The sequence below is a fragment of the Rhodonellum sp. genome, from assembly GCF_030656585.1.
GTDB lineage: Bacteria > Bacteroidota > Bacteroidia > Cytophagales > Cyclobacteriaceae > Rhodonellum > Rhodonellum psychrophilum.
On sequence record NZ_JAUSPP010000011.1, the window covers coordinates 1 to 17,977 of the forward strand.

Annotated in this window: 14 protein-coding genes; 3 read left to right on the forward strand and 11 right to left on the reverse strand. The window is 43.6% G+C overall.

Annotation, left to right across the window (positions count from 1 at the left end; translation table 11 throughout):
* Window positions 1–564: 564 nt before the first annotated feature.
* From Q7J63_RS01435 to Q7J63_RS01470, 8 genes are all read right to left on the reverse strand, one after another.
* On the reverse strand, window positions 565–1,020 hold the full coding sequence (locus Q7J63_RS01435) for a CHY zinc finger protein (protein WP_304883675.1): 456 nt from the start codon (window positions 1,018–1,020) through the stop codon (window positions 565–567).
* 66 nt (window positions 1,021–1,086) lie between these two features.
* Window positions 1,087–2,259: a threonine synthase gene (locus tag Q7J63_RS01440; RefSeq protein ID WP_370691853.1), complete on the reverse strand. Its 1,173-nt coding sequence runs from the start codon at window positions 2,257–2,259 to the stop codon at window positions 1,087–1,089.
* A 53-nt stretch (window positions 2,260–2,312) separates the two neighbouring features.
* Window positions 2,313–3,191: a LysR substrate-binding domain-containing protein gene (locus tag Q7J63_RS01445; protein ID WP_304883677.1), complete on the reverse strand. Its 879-nt coding sequence runs from the start codon at window positions 3,189–3,191 to the stop codon at window positions 2,313–2,315.
* 188 nt (window positions 3,192–3,379) lie between these two features.
* Window positions 3,380–3,778 (reverse strand): hypothetical protein, encoded by a 399-nt coding sequence (locus Q7J63_RS01450; protein WP_304883678.1) that lies wholly within the window; start codon window positions 3,776–3,778, stop codon window positions 3,380–3,382.
* Window positions 3,775–5,409, reverse strand: coding sequence for a SulP family inorganic anion transporter (locus tag Q7J63_RS01455; RefSeq protein WP_304883679.1), 1,635 nt, complete (start codon window positions 5,407–5,409; stop codon window positions 3,775–3,777). The genes Q7J63_RS01450 and Q7J63_RS01455 overlap by 4 nt, the downstream gene beginning before the upstream one ends.
* Before the next feature lie 10 nt (window positions 5,410–5,419).
* Window positions 5,420–7,297 (reverse strand): proton-conducting transporter membrane subunit, encoded by a 1,878-nt coding sequence (locus Q7J63_RS01460; protein ID WP_304883680.1) that lies wholly within the window; start codon window positions 7,295–7,297, stop codon window positions 5,420–5,422.
* Window positions 7,298–7,300: 3 nt separating this feature from the next.
* Window positions 7,301–9,793, reverse strand: a complete 2,493-nt coding sequence (locus tag Q7J63_RS01465) for a YbcC family protein (protein WP_304883681.1) — start codon at window positions 9,791–9,793, stop codon at window positions 7,301–7,303.
* 85 nt (window positions 9,794–9,878) lie between these two features.
* A complete protein-coding gene (locus Q7J63_RS01470; protein WP_304883682.1) occupies window positions 9,879–10,295 on the reverse strand; it encodes a hypothetical protein in 417 nt (138 codons plus the stop codon).
* A gap of 389 nt (window positions 10,296–10,684) precedes the next feature.
* Here Q7J63_RS01470 and Q7J63_RS01475 point away from each other — a divergent pair, with 389 nt between their 5' ends.
* From Q7J63_RS01475 to Q7J63_RS01485, 3 genes are all read left to right on the forward strand, one after another.
* On the forward strand, window positions 10,685–11,449 hold the full coding sequence (locus Q7J63_RS01475; RefSeq protein WP_304883683.1) for a TIGR00730 family Rossman fold protein: 765 nt from the start codon (window positions 10,685–10,687) through the stop codon (window positions 11,447–11,449).
* Between the two features lie 68 nt (window positions 11,450–11,517).
* Window positions 11,518–12,432 carry a J domain-containing protein gene (locus Q7J63_RS01480; protein WP_304883684.1) on the forward strand — a complete coding sequence of 305 codons (915 nt, stop codon included), beginning with the start codon at window positions 11,518–11,520 and terminating at the stop codon, window positions 12,430–12,432.
* A complete protein-coding gene (locus Q7J63_RS01485; RefSeq protein ID WP_304883685.1) occupies window positions 12,419–12,730 on the forward strand; it encodes a chaperone modulator CbpM in 312 nt (103 codons plus the stop codon). Before Q7J63_RS01480 ends, Q7J63_RS01485 begins: the two co-directional genes overlap by 14 nt.
* Here Q7J63_RS01485 and Q7J63_RS01490 read toward each other — a convergent pair.
* The 3 genes from Q7J63_RS01490 to Q7J63_RS01500 form a co-directional block, all read right to left on the reverse strand.
* The gene (locus Q7J63_RS01490; RefSeq protein WP_304883686.1) at window positions 12,725–14,494 is read right to left on the reverse strand and encodes an SLC13 family permease; all 1,770 of its coding nucleotides are present in this window, start codon (window positions 14,492–14,494) and stop codon (window positions 12,725–12,727) included. The genes Q7J63_RS01485 and Q7J63_RS01490 overlap by 6 nt on opposite strands.
* An 82-nt stretch (window positions 14,495–14,576) precedes the next feature.
* Window positions 14,577–15,404, reverse strand: coding sequence for a ZIP family metal transporter (locus tag Q7J63_RS01495; RefSeq protein WP_022582191.1), 828 nt, complete (start codon window positions 15,402–15,404; stop codon window positions 14,577–14,579).
* A gap of 154 nt (window positions 15,405–15,558) precedes the next feature.
* A complete protein-coding gene (locus Q7J63_RS01500) occupies window positions 15,559–17,967 on the reverse strand; it encodes a TonB-dependent receptor domain-containing protein (protein ID WP_304883687.1) in 2,409 nt (802 codons plus the stop codon).
* Between the last annotated feature and the right edge of the window lie 10 nt (window positions 17,968–17,977).

A 17,977-nucleotide genomic window follows, 5' to 3' on the forward strand; every position in this document is an offset into this window, starting at 1 on the left:
GTAGTTTCCACTACGCCTTTCTATCCTTCGAATTTGCAATTCGAGTAGGAAGAACGTACAATTGAATCCGGCATTCGTTTTAGTTTTTGCCATTAGAAATGGCTTATTGCGAAAAGCATTCCATTGGGAGATCACCAATATTTGGGTGTAGTCGAAACTACACCCAGCGTGCTAGTCGTAGTGTGCACTACGCCTTCCTATTTATCGAATTTGCAATTCGAGTAGCAAGAACGCTCAATTGAATCCGGTATTCGTTTTAGTTTTTGCCATTAGAAATGGCTTGTTACGTGAAGCATTCCATTGGTAAATCACCAATATTTGGGTGTAGTCGAAACTACACCCAGTACGCTAGGCGTAGTATTTCACTCCGCCTTTCTATTCATCGAATTTGTAATTCGACTCGCAAGACCGTTCGAATGAATTCGATATTCGTTTTTGCCTTTGCCATTAGAAATGGCCTATTACGTGAAGCTTTCCATCGTGAAGCCACCGATATTTGGGTGTAGTCGAAACTACACCCAGTGCGGGAAATATTTGGGTACAATAGAAAAACACCCAGCCGGGTTAATCTCCAGTTGGCGGCTTGGTTTTGATTTCCTTGGTCTCAAAATACAAGTGGTAATGATTGCTACAGCCAGGATTGAAGCTGGATGCACAATGAGGGCAGGTGTTATTTGAGGCCATATAATCCTTGATGCTCAGCTCCGTACCGCAAACGCCACAGAGGATGGCTTTTTCGTCAAATTCCGATTGTGGCCATACTTCATGTTCGTGATCCGCCTCTTCTTCGTGGCAGGAAAAACACGGGTAATATTTATCACAACATTTGAATTTGATCGCAATGATATCCAATTGTGAATGCCAATGCACACAGCGGGTTTGGTTGTCTATGGATTTGCCAAAGACATTGACCCCACCTATCTCAATGAATTTGAAGGGAGAGTCCATCTTTTCTTGGGCATAAGTTTGGCCCCAAAAAATCAGGGTCAGCAAGAAGGTGAGCAGTAGTCTTTGTTTCATTGTTTTCAATTCAATGGGAAGCATGCAGTAATACTTCTACATATTCTGATATAGCTTCAAAAGTAATTAATAATTTTCCATGTATTTGAATCCGCTGCCTGTATTTATGAGTAAGATCTTTTCATTTCGGGAGATAATTTTTTGGTCTACCAATGCTTTTAAGCCTTCCCATATAGCAGCTCCTTCAGGTGATATCACCATTCCTTCATGCTTTCCAATTTCACGAACTCCGGACAATATTTCCTGATCGGATACTGCAATAGCCTTACCATTAGAATTTTGTAAAACATTCATAATCATATCCATTCCAAAAGCTTTTGGTACAGAAAGACCGTTGGCAATGGACATTTCATAATTTTTCATCGGCACTAGGCCATTGAAGAGATCACATACAGGTGAACATAGGTCTGACTGAACTACAATCATTCTTGGTAATTTGACGTCTTTTGGAAGCCAACCCAAATCGATCATTTCATGAAAGGCCTTCCAGATGCCGATCAAACCTGTTCCCCCACCTGTCGGATAAATAATTGTATCAGGAAGATTCCAATTGTATTGTTCAGCAATTTCGTATCCCATCGTTTTTTTACCTTCCAGACGGTAAGGTTCTTTCAAGGTCGCCATATTGAATGCTCCTTTTTTCAAAGCGATTTCTCCGGCAAGATGTCCACAATCGTCAATCAATCCGTCAACCATGATTAACTCTGCTCCATAAAGCTCACATTCTTCCTTGAATAGTTTCGGTGTATTGCGCGGCATGACAACAGTCGATTTTATCCCAGCCCTGGCACAATAGGCACTCATGGCACCTCCGGCATTTCCCGCAGTGGGAATGACGCAAGATTCAATTCCAAGTTCTTTGGCTTTTGATATCGCCATACTTAGTCCTCTTGCTTTGAAAGAACCGGTGGGATTTAGCCCTTCATCTTTCATCATAAGATTTTCAAAACCATATTTTGAAGATAAATTCTTCCAATTAACCAAAGGAGTCATTCCTTCGCCCAATGAAATACAATTCTCTTTATGGAAAAGAGGAAGCATTTCCCTGTACCGCCACATCGTGTTTTCTCTACCAATCAACTGTTTTTTGTCAAATTTCTCCGGTATACTGTATTCTGCAGATAGCGGTTTTTGACAACACGTTGAGAAAGTGTTAATTGAGTGCAGATTGGATTCTTCTCCACATTTGGAACAAATGAGGGATTTGAAATTTGATTGTATTGTTGTAGTCATGAACATGATGCAAATTTTCACACCTTCATCATAACTTCAAAATATTAAAAAATTATAACCTATAATATATTGTTATAACTAAGGTTGGCAATTTTAAGAAAGTGCTTGGTCAACCCTATATTTTCCTCACCTTTTCTGTTGATAAAATAAAATTTCCTTCGAATTACAAGATTGGGCATGTTTATCTCGACAAGCTCTCCTTTTTCAATTTCTTTTTTAACGGCAAGTTTGGAAAGAAAGCCGATCGCTTCTCCTTCTAAAAGGTAGTTTTTAAGTGCCTCCGTCCCACCTAACCGGGCAATAATATTGAGATCTCCTAACTTAACTCCCCAAGTTTTTAAGCTATCTGATAAAGCCACAAGTGTTCCAGAACCAATTTCCCGTAAGGCTAAAGGACTATTCAAAAGCGTAGTCTTGTCTAATTTTTCGGGTTTATAGGGACTGTTTTTGGAGCAAACGGCTACAATTTCATCTTCCATAAAAAATGAACTACTTATCGAATTTATTCCGGGGTTGATTTCAATACAGGCGAGATCTACATCGTGTTGCAGAAGTGCCTTCATTACATTTTCACTATTCCTATTGATGAGTAAAATCTTGGAATTGGGAAAGCTTTTATGAAATGCAGCTAGGATTTTGGGAAAGACATAGAGGGAAACTGTCGTACTGGCCCCAATTTTTAGCTCCCCCTTTACTTCCAGATTGTTTTTTGTAGATGTAAAATCTGAAATGATATCTCTTTGAATCAATTTGGCTTTCTGAAGATGTTCAAGAAGTTTCTTGCCAGAATGTGTGAGTGAAATTGAGTTGCCATTTCTTTCAAACAATGCGACTCCAACTTGTTCTTCCAGGAGTTTAATATGTTTGCTTATTGCCGGTTGCGAAACAAAAAGATCCTGCGCTGCTTTGGAAAAGCTATTGTTGCTTGCAACTGCCAAAAAAACCTCATACCGATAATCAATCATCTACCAAACCTAGCAAAAATCATTCATATATGAGCCTCCGGCATTTGTCTAGCTCACTTCTTTGACACCTTCTTTCTCCTGCTGATCCAAAAGCATTCCTTTGATCAGAAGTGAACGAAAATTTTTCCTCAGTGTGTTTTTCAAAAACACGCTGAGGAAAATCACTTGCTGCTTAGGTGTGTTATGGCAAAATCCCGATCGGAGATGAGTTGTACACTTTCTTTTTTTAGTTTCAAATAATTCCCTCTAACCATTTCAGCCTGCTTGCTCCACCTAGCTTCCGTGTTGAAGTCATTGAGGAGCATTTTGTGCATCCTGCTTGGGTAATGATTGACCAATATGATTTGTGGCTGAACCTCATTTTCCAACTGGTTAATGATGGAATTCAAAGTGTCTGACCCTGCATGAATCAAATCCAAACCAAAACAGGTCATGACCTGCAATTGACTATTGGGGATTGCCATTTCCATTAGAAGACAATCATTTGAAAAAATGATCAAGGTCGGACTGGCGACTTTTCCTAGGAAATCGGAAAATTCTATTGTTTCATTGACTTTCATACCACAGGAATTTTCTTGGTTTTTCTACTTGAAAGGTCATGGTCTGAAACTTTCTGCAAATGGCTCATCCCCTTGATATGGAAATGCCCTCCATCGTTTTCATAGGAATGCTGATACTGATGCAGGTTTTCCATCACGGTATGATCTACAAGGTTGGCATTGGAGAAATCGATGCTGATTTTTTTGCCTCTTGGGAGTGCGTCCAGGGATTTTTTCAATTTGATATAATTGCTGAAAACCGCGGAGTGGAATACGTCCACGGTATATTCCTCATCTTCGCTTACTGTCACAGTAAAGAGGGGTTTGAAGATGTATTTCAGTGGCAATCCGTTGCTCAGGTGCATGATGATTTTGGTCAGAATACCCACTCCGATCCCGATCAGTAAGTCTGTCGCCAAAGTGAAGAGAATCGTGACCAAGAAAATGACCAATTGCTCTTTTCCGATTTTGTAGGTATTGTAAAACTCCTTGGGAGCGGCCAAACGGTATCCTGTATAAATCAGCATCGCTGCCAGTGCCGTCATGGGGATTTGATGAATGAGCATTGGGAAGAAGGCGACGAAAATCAAGAGAAACAAGCCATGGAAAACATTGGACCACCAGGTTTTTCCTCCGTTGTTGATATTCGCAGAGCTCCTGACGATTTCTGATATCATGGGTATTCCCCCTATAAATCCTACCAAAGTATTCCCAATACCCACGCCAAGCAGATCCCTGTTCATGTTGGATTTTCTTTTATAGGGATCCAATACGTCAATGGCCTTGGAACTCAAGAGAGATTCCAAACTGCCCACCAAAGCAAACATGATGATGTATTTGATGGAGGTTCCTGAAAAAACCTGAGAAAAATCCGGAAAGGTGATGGCTGCAAGGAGATTGTCTGGCAGGGTGACCAAGAATTTTGGGCCGATCAGGTATTCATGGTTGTCCAAAAACAAATAGGTATGCTCATGTTCCAAATCAAAATATCTCCCGATGGGAATGGCAACCAAAATAACCAAAAGAGGTGCTGGGATCATTTTGATATACTTGTTTTTGAATAGGGGAAACAAAAACAAAATCAACAAGCTGATGACACCGATAATGGCAATTTCAGGGTTGATTTCAGAAAATCCCTTCGGTATTTCTGCCAAAAGCTCCAAAGTTTCGGTGGCCTCTGGTTTGACTCCCATCAGGGTGAAGATTTGCTTGGATGCAATGATGATTCCGATTGCCGCGAGCATTCCGTGAACAGCTGCAGAGGGAAAGAAATCTGCCAATACACCGGATTTGACCAATCCGAAAATCACTTGCAGGATCCCGGAAACCACGACAACTGCCAAAGTGAGTTTGTAGCCAAGCAGAGCATCTCCTTGGCCAAGTTCGGTGACGGCACCGAATGCAATGACGATCAATCCTGCGGCCGGCCCTTTGATGGTCAGATTGGAACCACCAAAGAAACTGACCACAAGTCCACCAATGATGGCGGTGAATATTCCCGCTACAGGAGGAAAGCCGCTGGCCATGGAGATGCCCAGACAAAGTGGGAGGGCAATCAGGAAAACCAAGAATCCTGAGGTAAGATCAGCCTTCCAATTTTGACGAAGTCCTGACAAACCGGTCAAAGGGATTTCAATTTTGTGATTTTTCATGAATATAGTGTTAGGAAGATTTAAGTGCTTTTTCATGGTAATTTTTGACATGCGGGCCTAGAAAAAGACGGGCATAAATGCGGATAAGGGCAATGCCTCCAATGATGAAACTCACGGAATCAAAGAAAGCCAAAAGGAATTGGTCTTCATGGATATGGCTGAAGATCAGATCCACGCCAATAAAGGTGGGGGAAATCGGGAAACCCATCAGCCCAAGTGCCGCAATCAGGAAAATCAGGGAAAGTTTTGGATGCTCGTACACATGTCCATAGTATTGGTTCAAATCAAAATAGGGTCTTTCCTTTTTCAGGAGATTTTCGAGCGCCAAATAGCCAATGAATCCGGATACGACCACTCCGCTGAGGTAAATCCAAGTTTGATTGCTATCGAAGGTTTCGTTGAAAGAAACTGCCAGCGCGATCCAGAAATGATTGGCGATGATGAGCATCCAGGCAAGCCGTGGGTATATTCTTTCTGAAAAGGCCTTGAAGACCAGCATCATGCCCAAAAAGGCAAAAAAGATGGGAAGGAAATCCCTGATGGGAGGGTAAATGTATTCCTGGTTGAAATACAGGAATAAACCCAAAGCATAAATCGGGAGAAAATACAAGAGGAGGTTTTTGGGGGTCAGGAAATCCAACTTTCTCCCGATTTTTTTGATGGGTGAAAAAACCCAATGGTTCATAAAATTGTCCAGATTCCATTCCTTGAGGGAAAGCACATAAAGGCTGAATTCCAATCTTTTGGGGAAAGTATCCTCCAAACTGATTTCCTTGGGCTTGAAATGATAAAATTGATCCCGGATCATGTAGGCCACTACAGATGGGGATACCAGCAATTGGTAAGTTCTGAGAAAGGCATTTCCTGCAAAGTGCACCAGTGCCAATGTTTCCCAGCCCAATGCGACTTCCACGAACATCAACCCAATTTGCGCGATGGAGGCGTAGGCAATTTGCGTCTTGATCGTGGATTGCACCCTTGCAATCGAATAGGAAACCAAAGTCGTAAGTAAGCCAACCGTCCCAATCAGGATCCTGGCCGACAGCTGATGCTCCCAAAAGGGAAAAGTCCGCAAGAGCAAAAACACGCCGAAATGAACGGAAAGGGATCCATAGAAGATTGCACTGGAAGGCGTGGGGCCCTCCATCGCTCTGGGAAGCCAGGAGGAAAAGGGAAGTTGGGCAGACTTGGCCGCCGCGGCGATCAGCAATCCAATGGCAATCATCAGTCCGACTCCTCCATGCTGGGCCATTTGTGCGCTGACCAATTCGGAATTGTTGAATTTGATGAATGCGATGTTTTCATGCCAGAAGTGGTGACTGGCCCACATGGCCAGGATAATTCCAATATCTCCAATCCGGTAAATTGAAAATACCTTGACGGCATTTCTGACCGGAATGTACCTGTTCCGGTAAAAGGCAATCAGCAGAAAGGAAGAAATCCCCAGCATTTCCCAACCCAAAAACAGTGTTTCAAAATTGCCGGACAAGACCGTGAGGTTGTAGGCAAGAAAGAAAAACAACATCGTGTTGAAAAACCGCTTGTAACCCTCCTCCATGTGCAGATAAAACCTGCTGTACCGTGTGATGAGGAAGGTGACAAATGCCCCCACAAACAAATAAACTGCCGTAATGCTGTCAAAATAGAAGTCCAGCAAAAACTGGTATTCGCCGTTGTTGTAGATATCCAGTTCCCGGATATTGATGGGATGCATGCCCTGAATGATCCAATAGACAATGTAGCCTGTCACCCCGATCAGTTGAAGACTTACCGTAAACAGAGCAAGACGCGATAGTGGACGTTCGTTATTTCCTGACAGCAACAGGGAAATCAGGAAACCAATCAGTGGAATCAAGACAAAAGCGCTGATGATATATTGATTTTCCATAGTTTAAGCGAGGAGGTAAACCGGTAGATTTTCTGATGTTGTTTCCAAAATGACATCCAGATTGGTGACTTTTTCAATCTGCTTCGTGACAGGCTGGTAAAGAAAAAACTGACCTTCCTTGAAATAGAATGCATTTTTGGAATCCGGATGGATGCAGACCAGCCTTACCCATTCATTGATAAACCACTCATAGGTTGCGGCATGGGATTGGATGGCATTGAGAATCACCTCTGGATAATGTTCGACAGTGATCAAAATCCTCAAGGGATCATGAATATTGACCATTTGCAGTGGTAATCCCGTCCTGAGGTCACCGTCCATGCCGTTGGCAACCCCGATCAAACCCATCACATTGTGGGGCAGTTTGCTGCCAGCTCCCAACTGTTGGTTGTCCACTTTGGAGAAATAATATTCCAGGTTGATTCCCCCACACACTGGAGCGACAGCTTTGAGGATATTGAAAAGGTATTTCCCTTCTGGATCGATGCTGTGGTCATAGGAATTGAGGAAAGCTCTTTTGTCAAGGAAAAGGTGCCGATTGTTTTCCCGCTTGCCCACCACACACAATGCATTGGTGGCGTGGTTCCATTCCGGTCTGGGCTCGAAAAGAGACATGGCCCGTAACTTTACTTTATCGTGGATTTTTTTTGCGTCGTCTTTGGAATTGATCGTATTGAATCTTCTGGACCTTTCTTTGGCATTGAAATCTAGGGCTATTTCGAAAGTCTGGACGTTGTTGGCATGAAGGAGCCTGTTTTTTTCCACCAAGATATCCAAGTCATAAAACTCCATTTCATCCCTTGTGGTGTCATGAAGGCCGCCGATAAATTGGGTTTCATCGGGAATCTCTATTCCTCTGGTTTTCAAAATTGTCCTGACAGCTTTATGGTTGCCGATATGGGCAATGGCCCGGGCATTGACCGAACCGGCTCGGCCACTGCAGGCGCCGCAGTCATAGCCCGCATAGTGGGTATTGTTTACGGAGCTGGCGCCATGTCCCATGACATAGACCAATGGTGCAAAATTATTGACGAGGCCTATGCTTTTGAGTAATCCTTCCAAACTGTTGGCCATTTCTTCGACAGTGAAACCAACTTGAAGCCCATGGTGCCTTTGATCGGGATGCATACATTCTATGCTCAATTTCCCTTTTGGATCCATGTGATTGAAGGAGGAAACCATGGCGGGAGTGGGCCCGGGGCGGAAAATATTCTTGGCGATCTTGATGGCGGACCAGAAGCCCATGGTTTGTGAGATAAACCATGCCCCGAAAACGCCCTTGGAATGTTTGCTGAAATGAGCATCTTTTTCATGCCGTATTTTGGCCCCCGACTCTTTGATCACATGAATGGGGTCCACCGGAGCAGGACAAACCTTGGTCATGAACTTTCCGTGTTCCGGTTGAAAATAAAAGGGAATGTTGAAAAACCCCGCTGTCCCATAGGTCTGACAGTCTGGCGAAAACCGCTCTATATATCTCCTGATGGAGCAGCAGCGGTCGTCAATACAAAACATTGCCTGGAAAGAGGGCCTGTCTTTTTCGACTTTTTTTGCATGGCTCAGCTGCAGACCTCTGATGACTTGGTCATAATAGGTCCATTCGAACGCTTCTTGCCAAAGGGAGTGGATTTGTAGGATTTCCGAAGGCTGGGAGGCTTCGAATATGCCCGGCATTTCTGAGGGAATATGCTTGGCCAAAGCAGTCCATTTAGTCCCCCTTCTCCGGTCCAAGGCATCAATTTCGAGTAGACATTCCAGAAAAATCAAGTCATGCAAGGACACTTTCTTTTTGTCCAACAAGCGTTCTGGATGGTTTTCAAGACCTGCAACCATCCCAGACCATCCTGGATGGGCAAATTGCTGGTCAAAAAGATACTGGGAGTAGCGTTCTTCATTCCCTACCAATAGGATGAGTAAATCCTCTAAACGGGTTTTGGTAGAAAATAACAATTCTCTGGATCTGTCACTTTTTATGAAAGTGGAAAAACTGTTTTTTTCAAGGATTCTCACCGCAGACAAGAGCCCTTTGGATTCAGAAGGGAATTTCCAGATGGCGATTCCCTGATCGAGGTAGCTGCTGACAATCCGGAATAGGGTGTTGTGCACTTCCTTGTCCAGGTTGAGATTGTAGTTTTCTCTCCAGAGCTTCCTCAATTTGCCCACCTTGGGTTCCGGAAATTCTTGGGGAGCTTGGTGAATCAAAAGTTGTTTCCAGTGCTTCAGTTTCTCGGCACCTTTATGCTCGGTGATGATCCTGTCCAGAATTTCATCATTGATTTTGCCAGCATGGTACAATTCCCGATATTTTTCGAGTCGCCAATACACCTTGTATCCAAAGTTTTCGGAAGCGATCTGGATTCCCTCGTGAAAGGGCAGATGTTGGTAAGCGTGCAAGGTGTTGTGGTGAACAAAGTCCTTCAACGGGGACTGTGCGGGCAGGTAATGACCCAATTCATGGAGTACATGAGTAAGGCTTGATGACACGGGCTGCGTCATAAAAGTTTGGTTTTTAGATTGAAAATAGGAAGTACTTTGGGGAACCTAATGGTTTCACCCGGTATGCATAAACTGCAAAAAAAACTTAGCCCAAATGGATTTTAAGGCAATGAAAAAGAAGATAATAAGGGTTTTTTCCTTTATGAATTGGGATTTTTAATGCGGCCATCTCAGCACCTGAGATTTTATAAAAAGCTGTTGGATAGCCAACAAATGAAATGCCGTAGGAGAAGTCGACATTGATCTCGGATTCAGCCCGCTCTTCTTTTTGTTGCTCTTCCCAAGTAAACAAGTTTTTTGATTCTTTTGAGTTGGAATGGGAATGGTCAATGTCAAGTTGAGTTGTCAACCGGGTATCCGTTCCGTGTGATCCATTCGTCGAAAAAGCTTGGCTAAATCGGGGGACACTAGACAAGAAAAAAATGAATAACAACAAAGCAAGGAAGCTCAACCTGTCGTTGTTGAGGAGTGCATTGTAAGCTATCGGTTGCTTTGTCTTCATTATGATAATAAAATGTCGAAATTTAGATCATTATTCCAAGATATCAACGCTTTCATTGAAAATTTAATTCCGAGGTGTCCCGAGAGATTTTCCCTAAGCCTTGAAGCAAGTGATTTCTGGATTTTTAACGGATCAAGGTTTGAAATCCCCATAATTTATTAAATTGGAGAAAGAAAAAATCCTATTGTAGTTCGGGTCTTTTTAACCCGGAATATCCATTAGGTTTTCTTTTTGGGTTTGAAACTGTGAAAAAATCAGGCTATTTGGAGAATACGGCGATGTAGCGATATGTTGAGGTCAAAAAGCAGGATCTAACTGACTGATTATTAATTTCTTTCAGGCTTTGATGGGCTTGGGGCTCCATAGCATGGGTTTTATACTGAGAAACGATGGAAAAAGATATTGAACATAAATTTTCCCCTCTGGGGCATCCCGATGAGAAAGCCTTTTTTGCAGGTCCACAATCGAGGTGGAAGGAACTGGTATTTGTAGTAGAGGTTTTCTTTGAATTCATCAGGGGTTTCAGAATGCTCCATTTTGTGGGGCCCTGTGTCACTGTATTTGGTTCTGCCCGATTTGAAGAGAACGATGCATATTATCAGTTAGGGATGAAAGTTGGTGCAAAAATCAGCCAAATGGGTTTCACGGTGATGACAGGAGGAGGGCCGGGAATCATGGAGGCCGCCAATCGTGGAGCGAAGCAAGTGGGCGGCAGATCGATAGGATGCAACATCAACCTACCATTTGAACAGCATCCAAATCTCTATTTGGACAAGTGGATGAATTTCAATTTTTTCTTTGTTCGGAAAGTGCTCTTGTCCAAATACAGCTTCGCCTTTGTGGTGATGCCTGGAGGTTTCGGTACCTTGGATGAATTCTTTGAGGCTTTGACACTCATCCAAACCAAGGTGATGAAACCATTTCCGGTCGTTTTGTTTTGCTCTGATTTTCACACCCACTTATTTGAATACATTCAAAAATTGGCAGAAGTGGGGACCATTGATAAAAATGACCTGAATTTATTCCTGCTGACGGATTCCCTTGAAGAAATGGAAAATCATATCCAAAGATTTGCCATTGACAGTTATGGTTTGAAAAGGAAAACCTCGGTTCCTTCTCTATTGTTTGGCGAGAATGGTGGTGATCACAAATAGTTTTTTGCCCCCAAAAGACAAAAATAATAAACGTTAGTTATACCCATTTTTAATGACCTTTTACAAATATGGAATTCGTTGATTATTACAAAATCCTGGAAATTGACAAGGGAGCATCCGAGGCGGATATCAAAAAGGCCTATAGGCGGTTGGCTAGAAAATTTCATCCGGATCTAAATCCAGGCAACAAGGAGGCGGAGGAGAAATTCAAGAAGATCAATGAGGCCAATGAAGTCCTGAGCGATCCCGAAAAACGCAAGAAATATGACCAATATGGGAAAGATTGGCAGCATGCGGAAGAATTCGAAAAAGCGGGGCGCACGAGAGCATCACGGTCTGGCCAATCGGGGCAAAGGGCATATTCAGGACATTTTGGAGAGGAGGATTTTTCTGATTTTTTCAGCTCCATGTTTGGGGGAGGCCAAAGGGGCTATTCTGGAGGCTCAAGTGGTGGTGTGAAATACAAAGGTTCGGACTATAAAGCCGAGCTGCACCTCTCGCTTTCGGAGGTGTATTCCTCCAAAAAACATACACTGACCATCAATGGAAAAAACATCAGAATCACGGTTCCAGCGGGCGTGGAAGATGGGCAAACCATCAAAATCAGGGGGTATGGTGGAGAAGGTGTCAACGGTGGACCCAAAGGGGATCTTTATATCACTTTTATGGTGCGCAATGACACAGACTTCATGAGGGAGGGGAATCATTTGTATTCCAATGTTGAGTTGGATCTCTACACCGCAATTCTGGGAGGAGAAATCGTGGTGCCGACATTTGAGGGTAAGGTCAAGTTGAAAGTGCCTCCAGGGACACAGCCGGATACAAAAATCAGGTTGAAGGGAAAAGGATTTCCGGTGTACAAGAAGGAAGGGGAGTTTGGTGATCTGATTATCAGTTATAGAATCAAAATCCCTACCAAGCTTTCAGAGGTCGAAAAAGAGTTGTTTACTGAACTTTCAAAACTAAATCATGATGGAAAATAGCAGCCTTATTGCCATCGATGCTTTTTGTAACTTCCACAATGTCGATATCTCCTTTGTCTCGTCGATTCAGGAGCAGGACTTGATAACGATAGTCTTCGTGGAGGAAACCGGGTTTATCCAAGAGGAGAAATTGCCCCTTTTGGAAAAAATTGTCCGGCTTTACAAGGAGTTGGAAATCAATCCCGAAGGAATAGGTGTGGTCTTGCACCTTCTGGATAAGATTGATTTCCTTCAAAAAGAAAATCAATCCCTTAAAAGAAGACTGTCACGATTGGAATCTCTGGAAGGAAATTTATAGTGGCCAAAAGAAAAGGATCAAGGGAATGCTGACGACAAGGATGATGATCTCCAGTGGCAATCCCATTCTCCAGTAATCGGTAAATTTATAGCCTCCAGGTCCCATGACCAGGGTGTTGGACTGGTGTCCAATCGGAGTCAAGAATGCACAGGAACCTCCCACGGCGACGGCAATCAGAAAAGGATCGGGCGAGCAATCCAATCCAATGGCCAAACCAATGGCTACAGGGGCCATCAACAAAACCGTAGCGGCATTGTTGATGACATCCGAAAGGAACATGGTCACCACCAAAACCAAAGCCAAAATCCCCCAATTTGGCAGGGAACTGCCAAATTTTAGGATTTGATTGGCGATTGTTTCGGCACCTCCGGAGGTTTCCATTGCGGTGCCGATGGGCAAGAATGCACCCAAAAGGATGATTACCGGCCAATCGATATTGGTGTAGATTTCCTTGAGCGGGATGATTTTGGTAATCACCATCAACAGGGCCGCCAAAGAAAAAGCAATCTGGACCTGTGTCAAATCAAAGATGATCAGGGCCAGGGCCAATAGGAAAATACCAACCGCCAAGATGATTTTTCTGGGTTCTCCGATGTTGAATCCCCGATCAGCAAGGGGTAAGCATCCCAAATTCTGAAGCAAATCGGTCCATTTGTCGGTATCTCCCTGCAAAAGCAATACATCGCCGACCTGGAACTTGACATGGTCAATGCGCTTCCTGATTTTTTTACCCTGTCTGGAAATAGCCAGTAGATTCACACCATAGCGTTTCCTGAGGTTTAGACTGGCAGCGGTTTGATTGCTGATCAAGGCATCCGCCATCACGACCGCTTCGATCGTGGAAATATTTTCCCCGCCGACAACGTCTTCTTTTTCTTCACTTTTTCCAACCAGTTGGGTTTTGCTGTTTTCCACGAAAGTCTTTAAATCCTCGGAACTGGCTTCCAATGTCAAAATATCACCTTCCTGTAAAATCATGTTCAGGCTGGGCGCATGGATGAGGTGCCGGCTCCGGACAAGATTAAGGACAATGATATCGCCTTCTGTAAGTTCATGGATATCGGAAAGAGGTTTTTTGACGATTTTGGAATCTTCAGTTAACCGAACCTCGGTGATATAATCATTGATGTTGAATTTTTCCTTGTCGTCCGAATTACCGATTCTCTTGGGGATCAAACGCCAACCGATGAACACGATAAAAAGCAATCCGATGAAGGCTACACCCAAACCTACCGGTGCAAAATCAAACATTTTGAAGGGCTCACCGAGTGAGGTTTTTCTGATGTTTGAAATAAGGATATTTGGAGGTGTACCAATCAGGGTAATCATTCCCCCAAGCAAGGATGAAAAGGCAATGGGCATCAGAATGACAGAAGGAGAAGTCCCGCTTTTTTTGGCCACACTGATGGCAACCGGCATCAACACAGCCAAGGCACCTACGTTGTTCATGAAAGCGGACGCAAAGCACACAATCACGCAAAGCGCCCCGATTTGGAGGGTGGGGTTGTCGCCTAATTTCATTACCCAATTGCCGATAAAGTCGATCAATCCGGATTTTTGCAGCCCGAAACTGACCACCAAGATCATGGCAACGGTCACCACCGCGGGATTGGCAAAGCCCAAGAATGCTTCCTCGGGAGGTACAATTCCAGAAAAAACCAAAATCATCAAGCAAATGATGGCCACTAAATCGTGTCTTAATTTACCCCAAACAAATAAGGACAAGGCTACAAAAAGGGTGACGAAAACAATAATTTGATCCATATAAAAACGACTAAGCCAACAATTATACCAAATTACCCTAAAAGTCACTTAAAGGGAGATTTTCAAAACAGGAAATGATCGATTAACCCAAAGCCACATCCAAGATCATCATGACAGTAAAGCCTCCCATAAAGCCCAAAACGGCAAGATCGGTGTACTTGTCTCTTTGGGTTTCGGGAATCACTTCTTCTACCACTACAAAAATCATGGCTCCGGCGGCAAAGGAAAGTGCATAGGGAAGGATTTCTTGAACGTAAATCACGGCAATAGCCCCGATCACCCCGGCGACGGGCTCTACCACTGCGGACAATTGTCCATACCAAAAACTTCTTCTGCGTCCTACTCCCTGTCTTCTTAGTGGCATGGCCACCGCCATTCCCTCTGGGAAGTTCTGAATACCAATCCCGATAGCCAAAGCGATGGCTGCACTGGTAGTGGCTCCGTCCAATCCCAGCGCGGCAGCTCCGAACAATATCCCCACAGCCAAACCTTCGGGGATGTTGTGCATCGTGATGGCCAGAAGCAAAAGTGTCGATTTATGCCATTTGGTGGCGACTCCTTCGGTTTCTTCATTGCTGAAGTTAATGTGCAGGTGGGGCATGAGTTTGTCCAGGAAAAAAATAAAAAGTCCTCCGGAGAGAAACCCGATGGCTGCTGGAATCCAGGGGTGATCAGGAAATGATTTTTCGGATAGCGCGATGCTGGGACCCAACAAGGACCAAAAGCTCGCTGCGACCATGACTCCACCCGTAAAACCCAGGAGTGTGTCAAAGACAGATCTTTTTACGGTTTTGAAAAAAAACACCAAAGATGCTCCCATAGCAGTCAAGAGCCAGGTAAAGGAAGTCGCTAAAAATGCAGATTTAACAGGGCCGATCTCCTTTACAAAAATTTCCAAGGATTCCATCATGGGTGTTCTTTTGGACAAAAATATAGATCTTTTCGGATAATTTTCATCTAATTGTTCGACCTACCAAATGATAAACTGGTTTTTTGTATTGTCCCTGAGGTATTTTTTGAAATTTTAAGAAGCTATTCTATTCTGGGAAAGACTTTTTTTTGTGCTAAAACCGATAACTGTAACCCATGCGAAACACTTGAGACTCATAATAGTCACTTGAAATCACATTGAAACCATCGCCTTCAAGCTGGTATTTGATCACAAGGGTATTGAAAATATCCGCAGCATTCAGAAAAACTTCTCCTTTTCCCTTTTGGATTTTTTTCGTAATTCCACCATCCAAGTGATATCTCGCCTTAATTCTTCCCTGAGGCACAATGTCCGCAGCCAAATAAATTGCTGTCAATTGAATATCCACGCTTTTTGGAAGTTTGAGGACTCCATTTACTTTAATGTTGCCGGTGTAAGCACTTTCTGCACCCCTGGAAAAAGCGATGTCCGAGGGATAGGCGTTTGTGAGGGTGAATGCGCCGATTTTATTTTGATAGATATTGGAGTTGATGTTGAGTGAAAAATTGTCTCCGATTTTCTGGTTATAAACCAGTTCGATACCTGTATTCCAGCCTTTGTCTGCATTCTGATCTATGGATGCCAGTCGGTTGGTTCCGGATATACTGGTAAGGATTCTGGTGAGGATATTCCGGCTCGCCCGGTGGTAAGCGGCCCCGTAGAGATAACCCCGGTCCCAGGACCTTTTGTATCCGGCTTCTATCGATTGGGTAAACTGAGGGGTTAGTCCCGGATTTCCAATCTGCAGAATCTCTGGATCGGCATAGGTAGGGAAAACCCGGAGGTTTCTTTCCTCCGGTCTGTCGACTCTTCTGTTGTAGAAAAGGGAGAAATTACTCAGATCGTTGATGAAATATGAAGCCCTGAGACTTGGGAATGGCTCGAAATAACTGAATCCGTCGCTTACATAAACTGCATGGTCTGGATCCACCAAGTAATCAACCTTGATGTATTCCACCCTCAGACCTGCTTCCAGTTCCAGGTTTTTCCGCTCATAGATATAATTCCCATAGATTGCGGAAAGCCATTCCTGGTATTCGGCAGTGCCGTCCAGTCCTGGATCCAAAATGGAATTGACGCCCGGTTTGAAGGTGATCAGATTCGGGAAGACTCTTGCCCTCTGTTTGGTTCCCAACTCCAATCTCCCCGATTTGAGTGGCTTGATGTAATCGATAGTCAGGTCAAAAATGTTCTCATCCGCAACCAGCATCGTCGTATCTGTCCCAAAGAATTCCAATTGTCGGTTCTCGAAATAAAAGACCTCATCCTTTCGCCTGAAGGAATAATTAAAGGCCGTAGTCAATGCATGTCCAGGTTGTTTGAAAGAATATTTGTGAGAAATGGAGGCAAAAAGGGTTTGGTTGACTTCCTCCTCATAATATTGCCAGAGCCTGATCCGATCGCCACTACGGGCATCGAAATAGGGTAAATCCCCAAGGTCGGTATAGGCCCGATAGTTGAAAAGTCCAGAAAAGGTAAATGCATGCCTTTCGTTGGGAGTCCAATCGATGCCGGTTTTAAAATTATAAATGGGCTGGGTCCTGTTTTCAAGAAATTGCTGCTGGATACGCTCCCCATTGTCAAAAATCCTTTCGATAAACTCATTTTTCATCATCTGTCTATGGGAAAGCACATCTCCTTGGACAAAAAAATTCAAATCTCCTTTTCTATAATTCAATGATATTGATGGATTTATTTTGGGAGTAAACCTGTATTGATCCCGAATGCCTTCCAAGTTGGCTTTCTTTTCGACCAAATTGCCCATTCCTGCAATCAACCCTACTTTCCCATTCCATCCTTCTTCTTTTTCCTTTTTGAAAATAATGTTGATGATACCGGCATTTCCAGAGGCATCGTATTTTGAGGAGGGGTTGTTGATGATTTCGATGCTTTCGATGGATGAGGCAGGAAAGTTTTCCAAACCGGATTGCGCACCAATTCCGGTAATGGCAGTTTGTTTTCCTTCCAAAAGTATGGACACCTTATCACTTCCCCGCAGGAAAACCTTACCATTTTGGTCGACCGTAATCCCGGGCAGGTTTTGTAAGGCCTGAAGGGCTGAGCCTCCCAATTGGCTGATGTTTTCAGAGAGCAAAAAGGTCTTTTTATCCAAATTTATCTCCACTTCCTCCTTGATTCCTGCAACCGTGACGGCATCCAAATCGGTGGTGATTTCCTCCAAAAAGAAGGTTCCCAAATCCAAGAAATCACTCAATCTGCCCACAGTGAAGTTTTTGGAGGAGGTCAAATAACCCATGTGGGAAATTTCGATTCGATATTCTCCGGATTTGATGGGGGCAAGGGTAAAACGTCCCTCTTCGTTGCTGATTGTGCCTGCCACAAAACTGCTGTCTTTTGGATTTTGTACCAGCACGTTGACAAAAGGTATGGCGGCCTTGTCTTGATTGGATTTGACAATTCCCGAAACCACCACCTCTTGGTTCTGACCCAAGGAGACAAATGATTGTACCAAGAGAAAAATTAGAAAGACGGCAGACTTCATTTTATTGAAT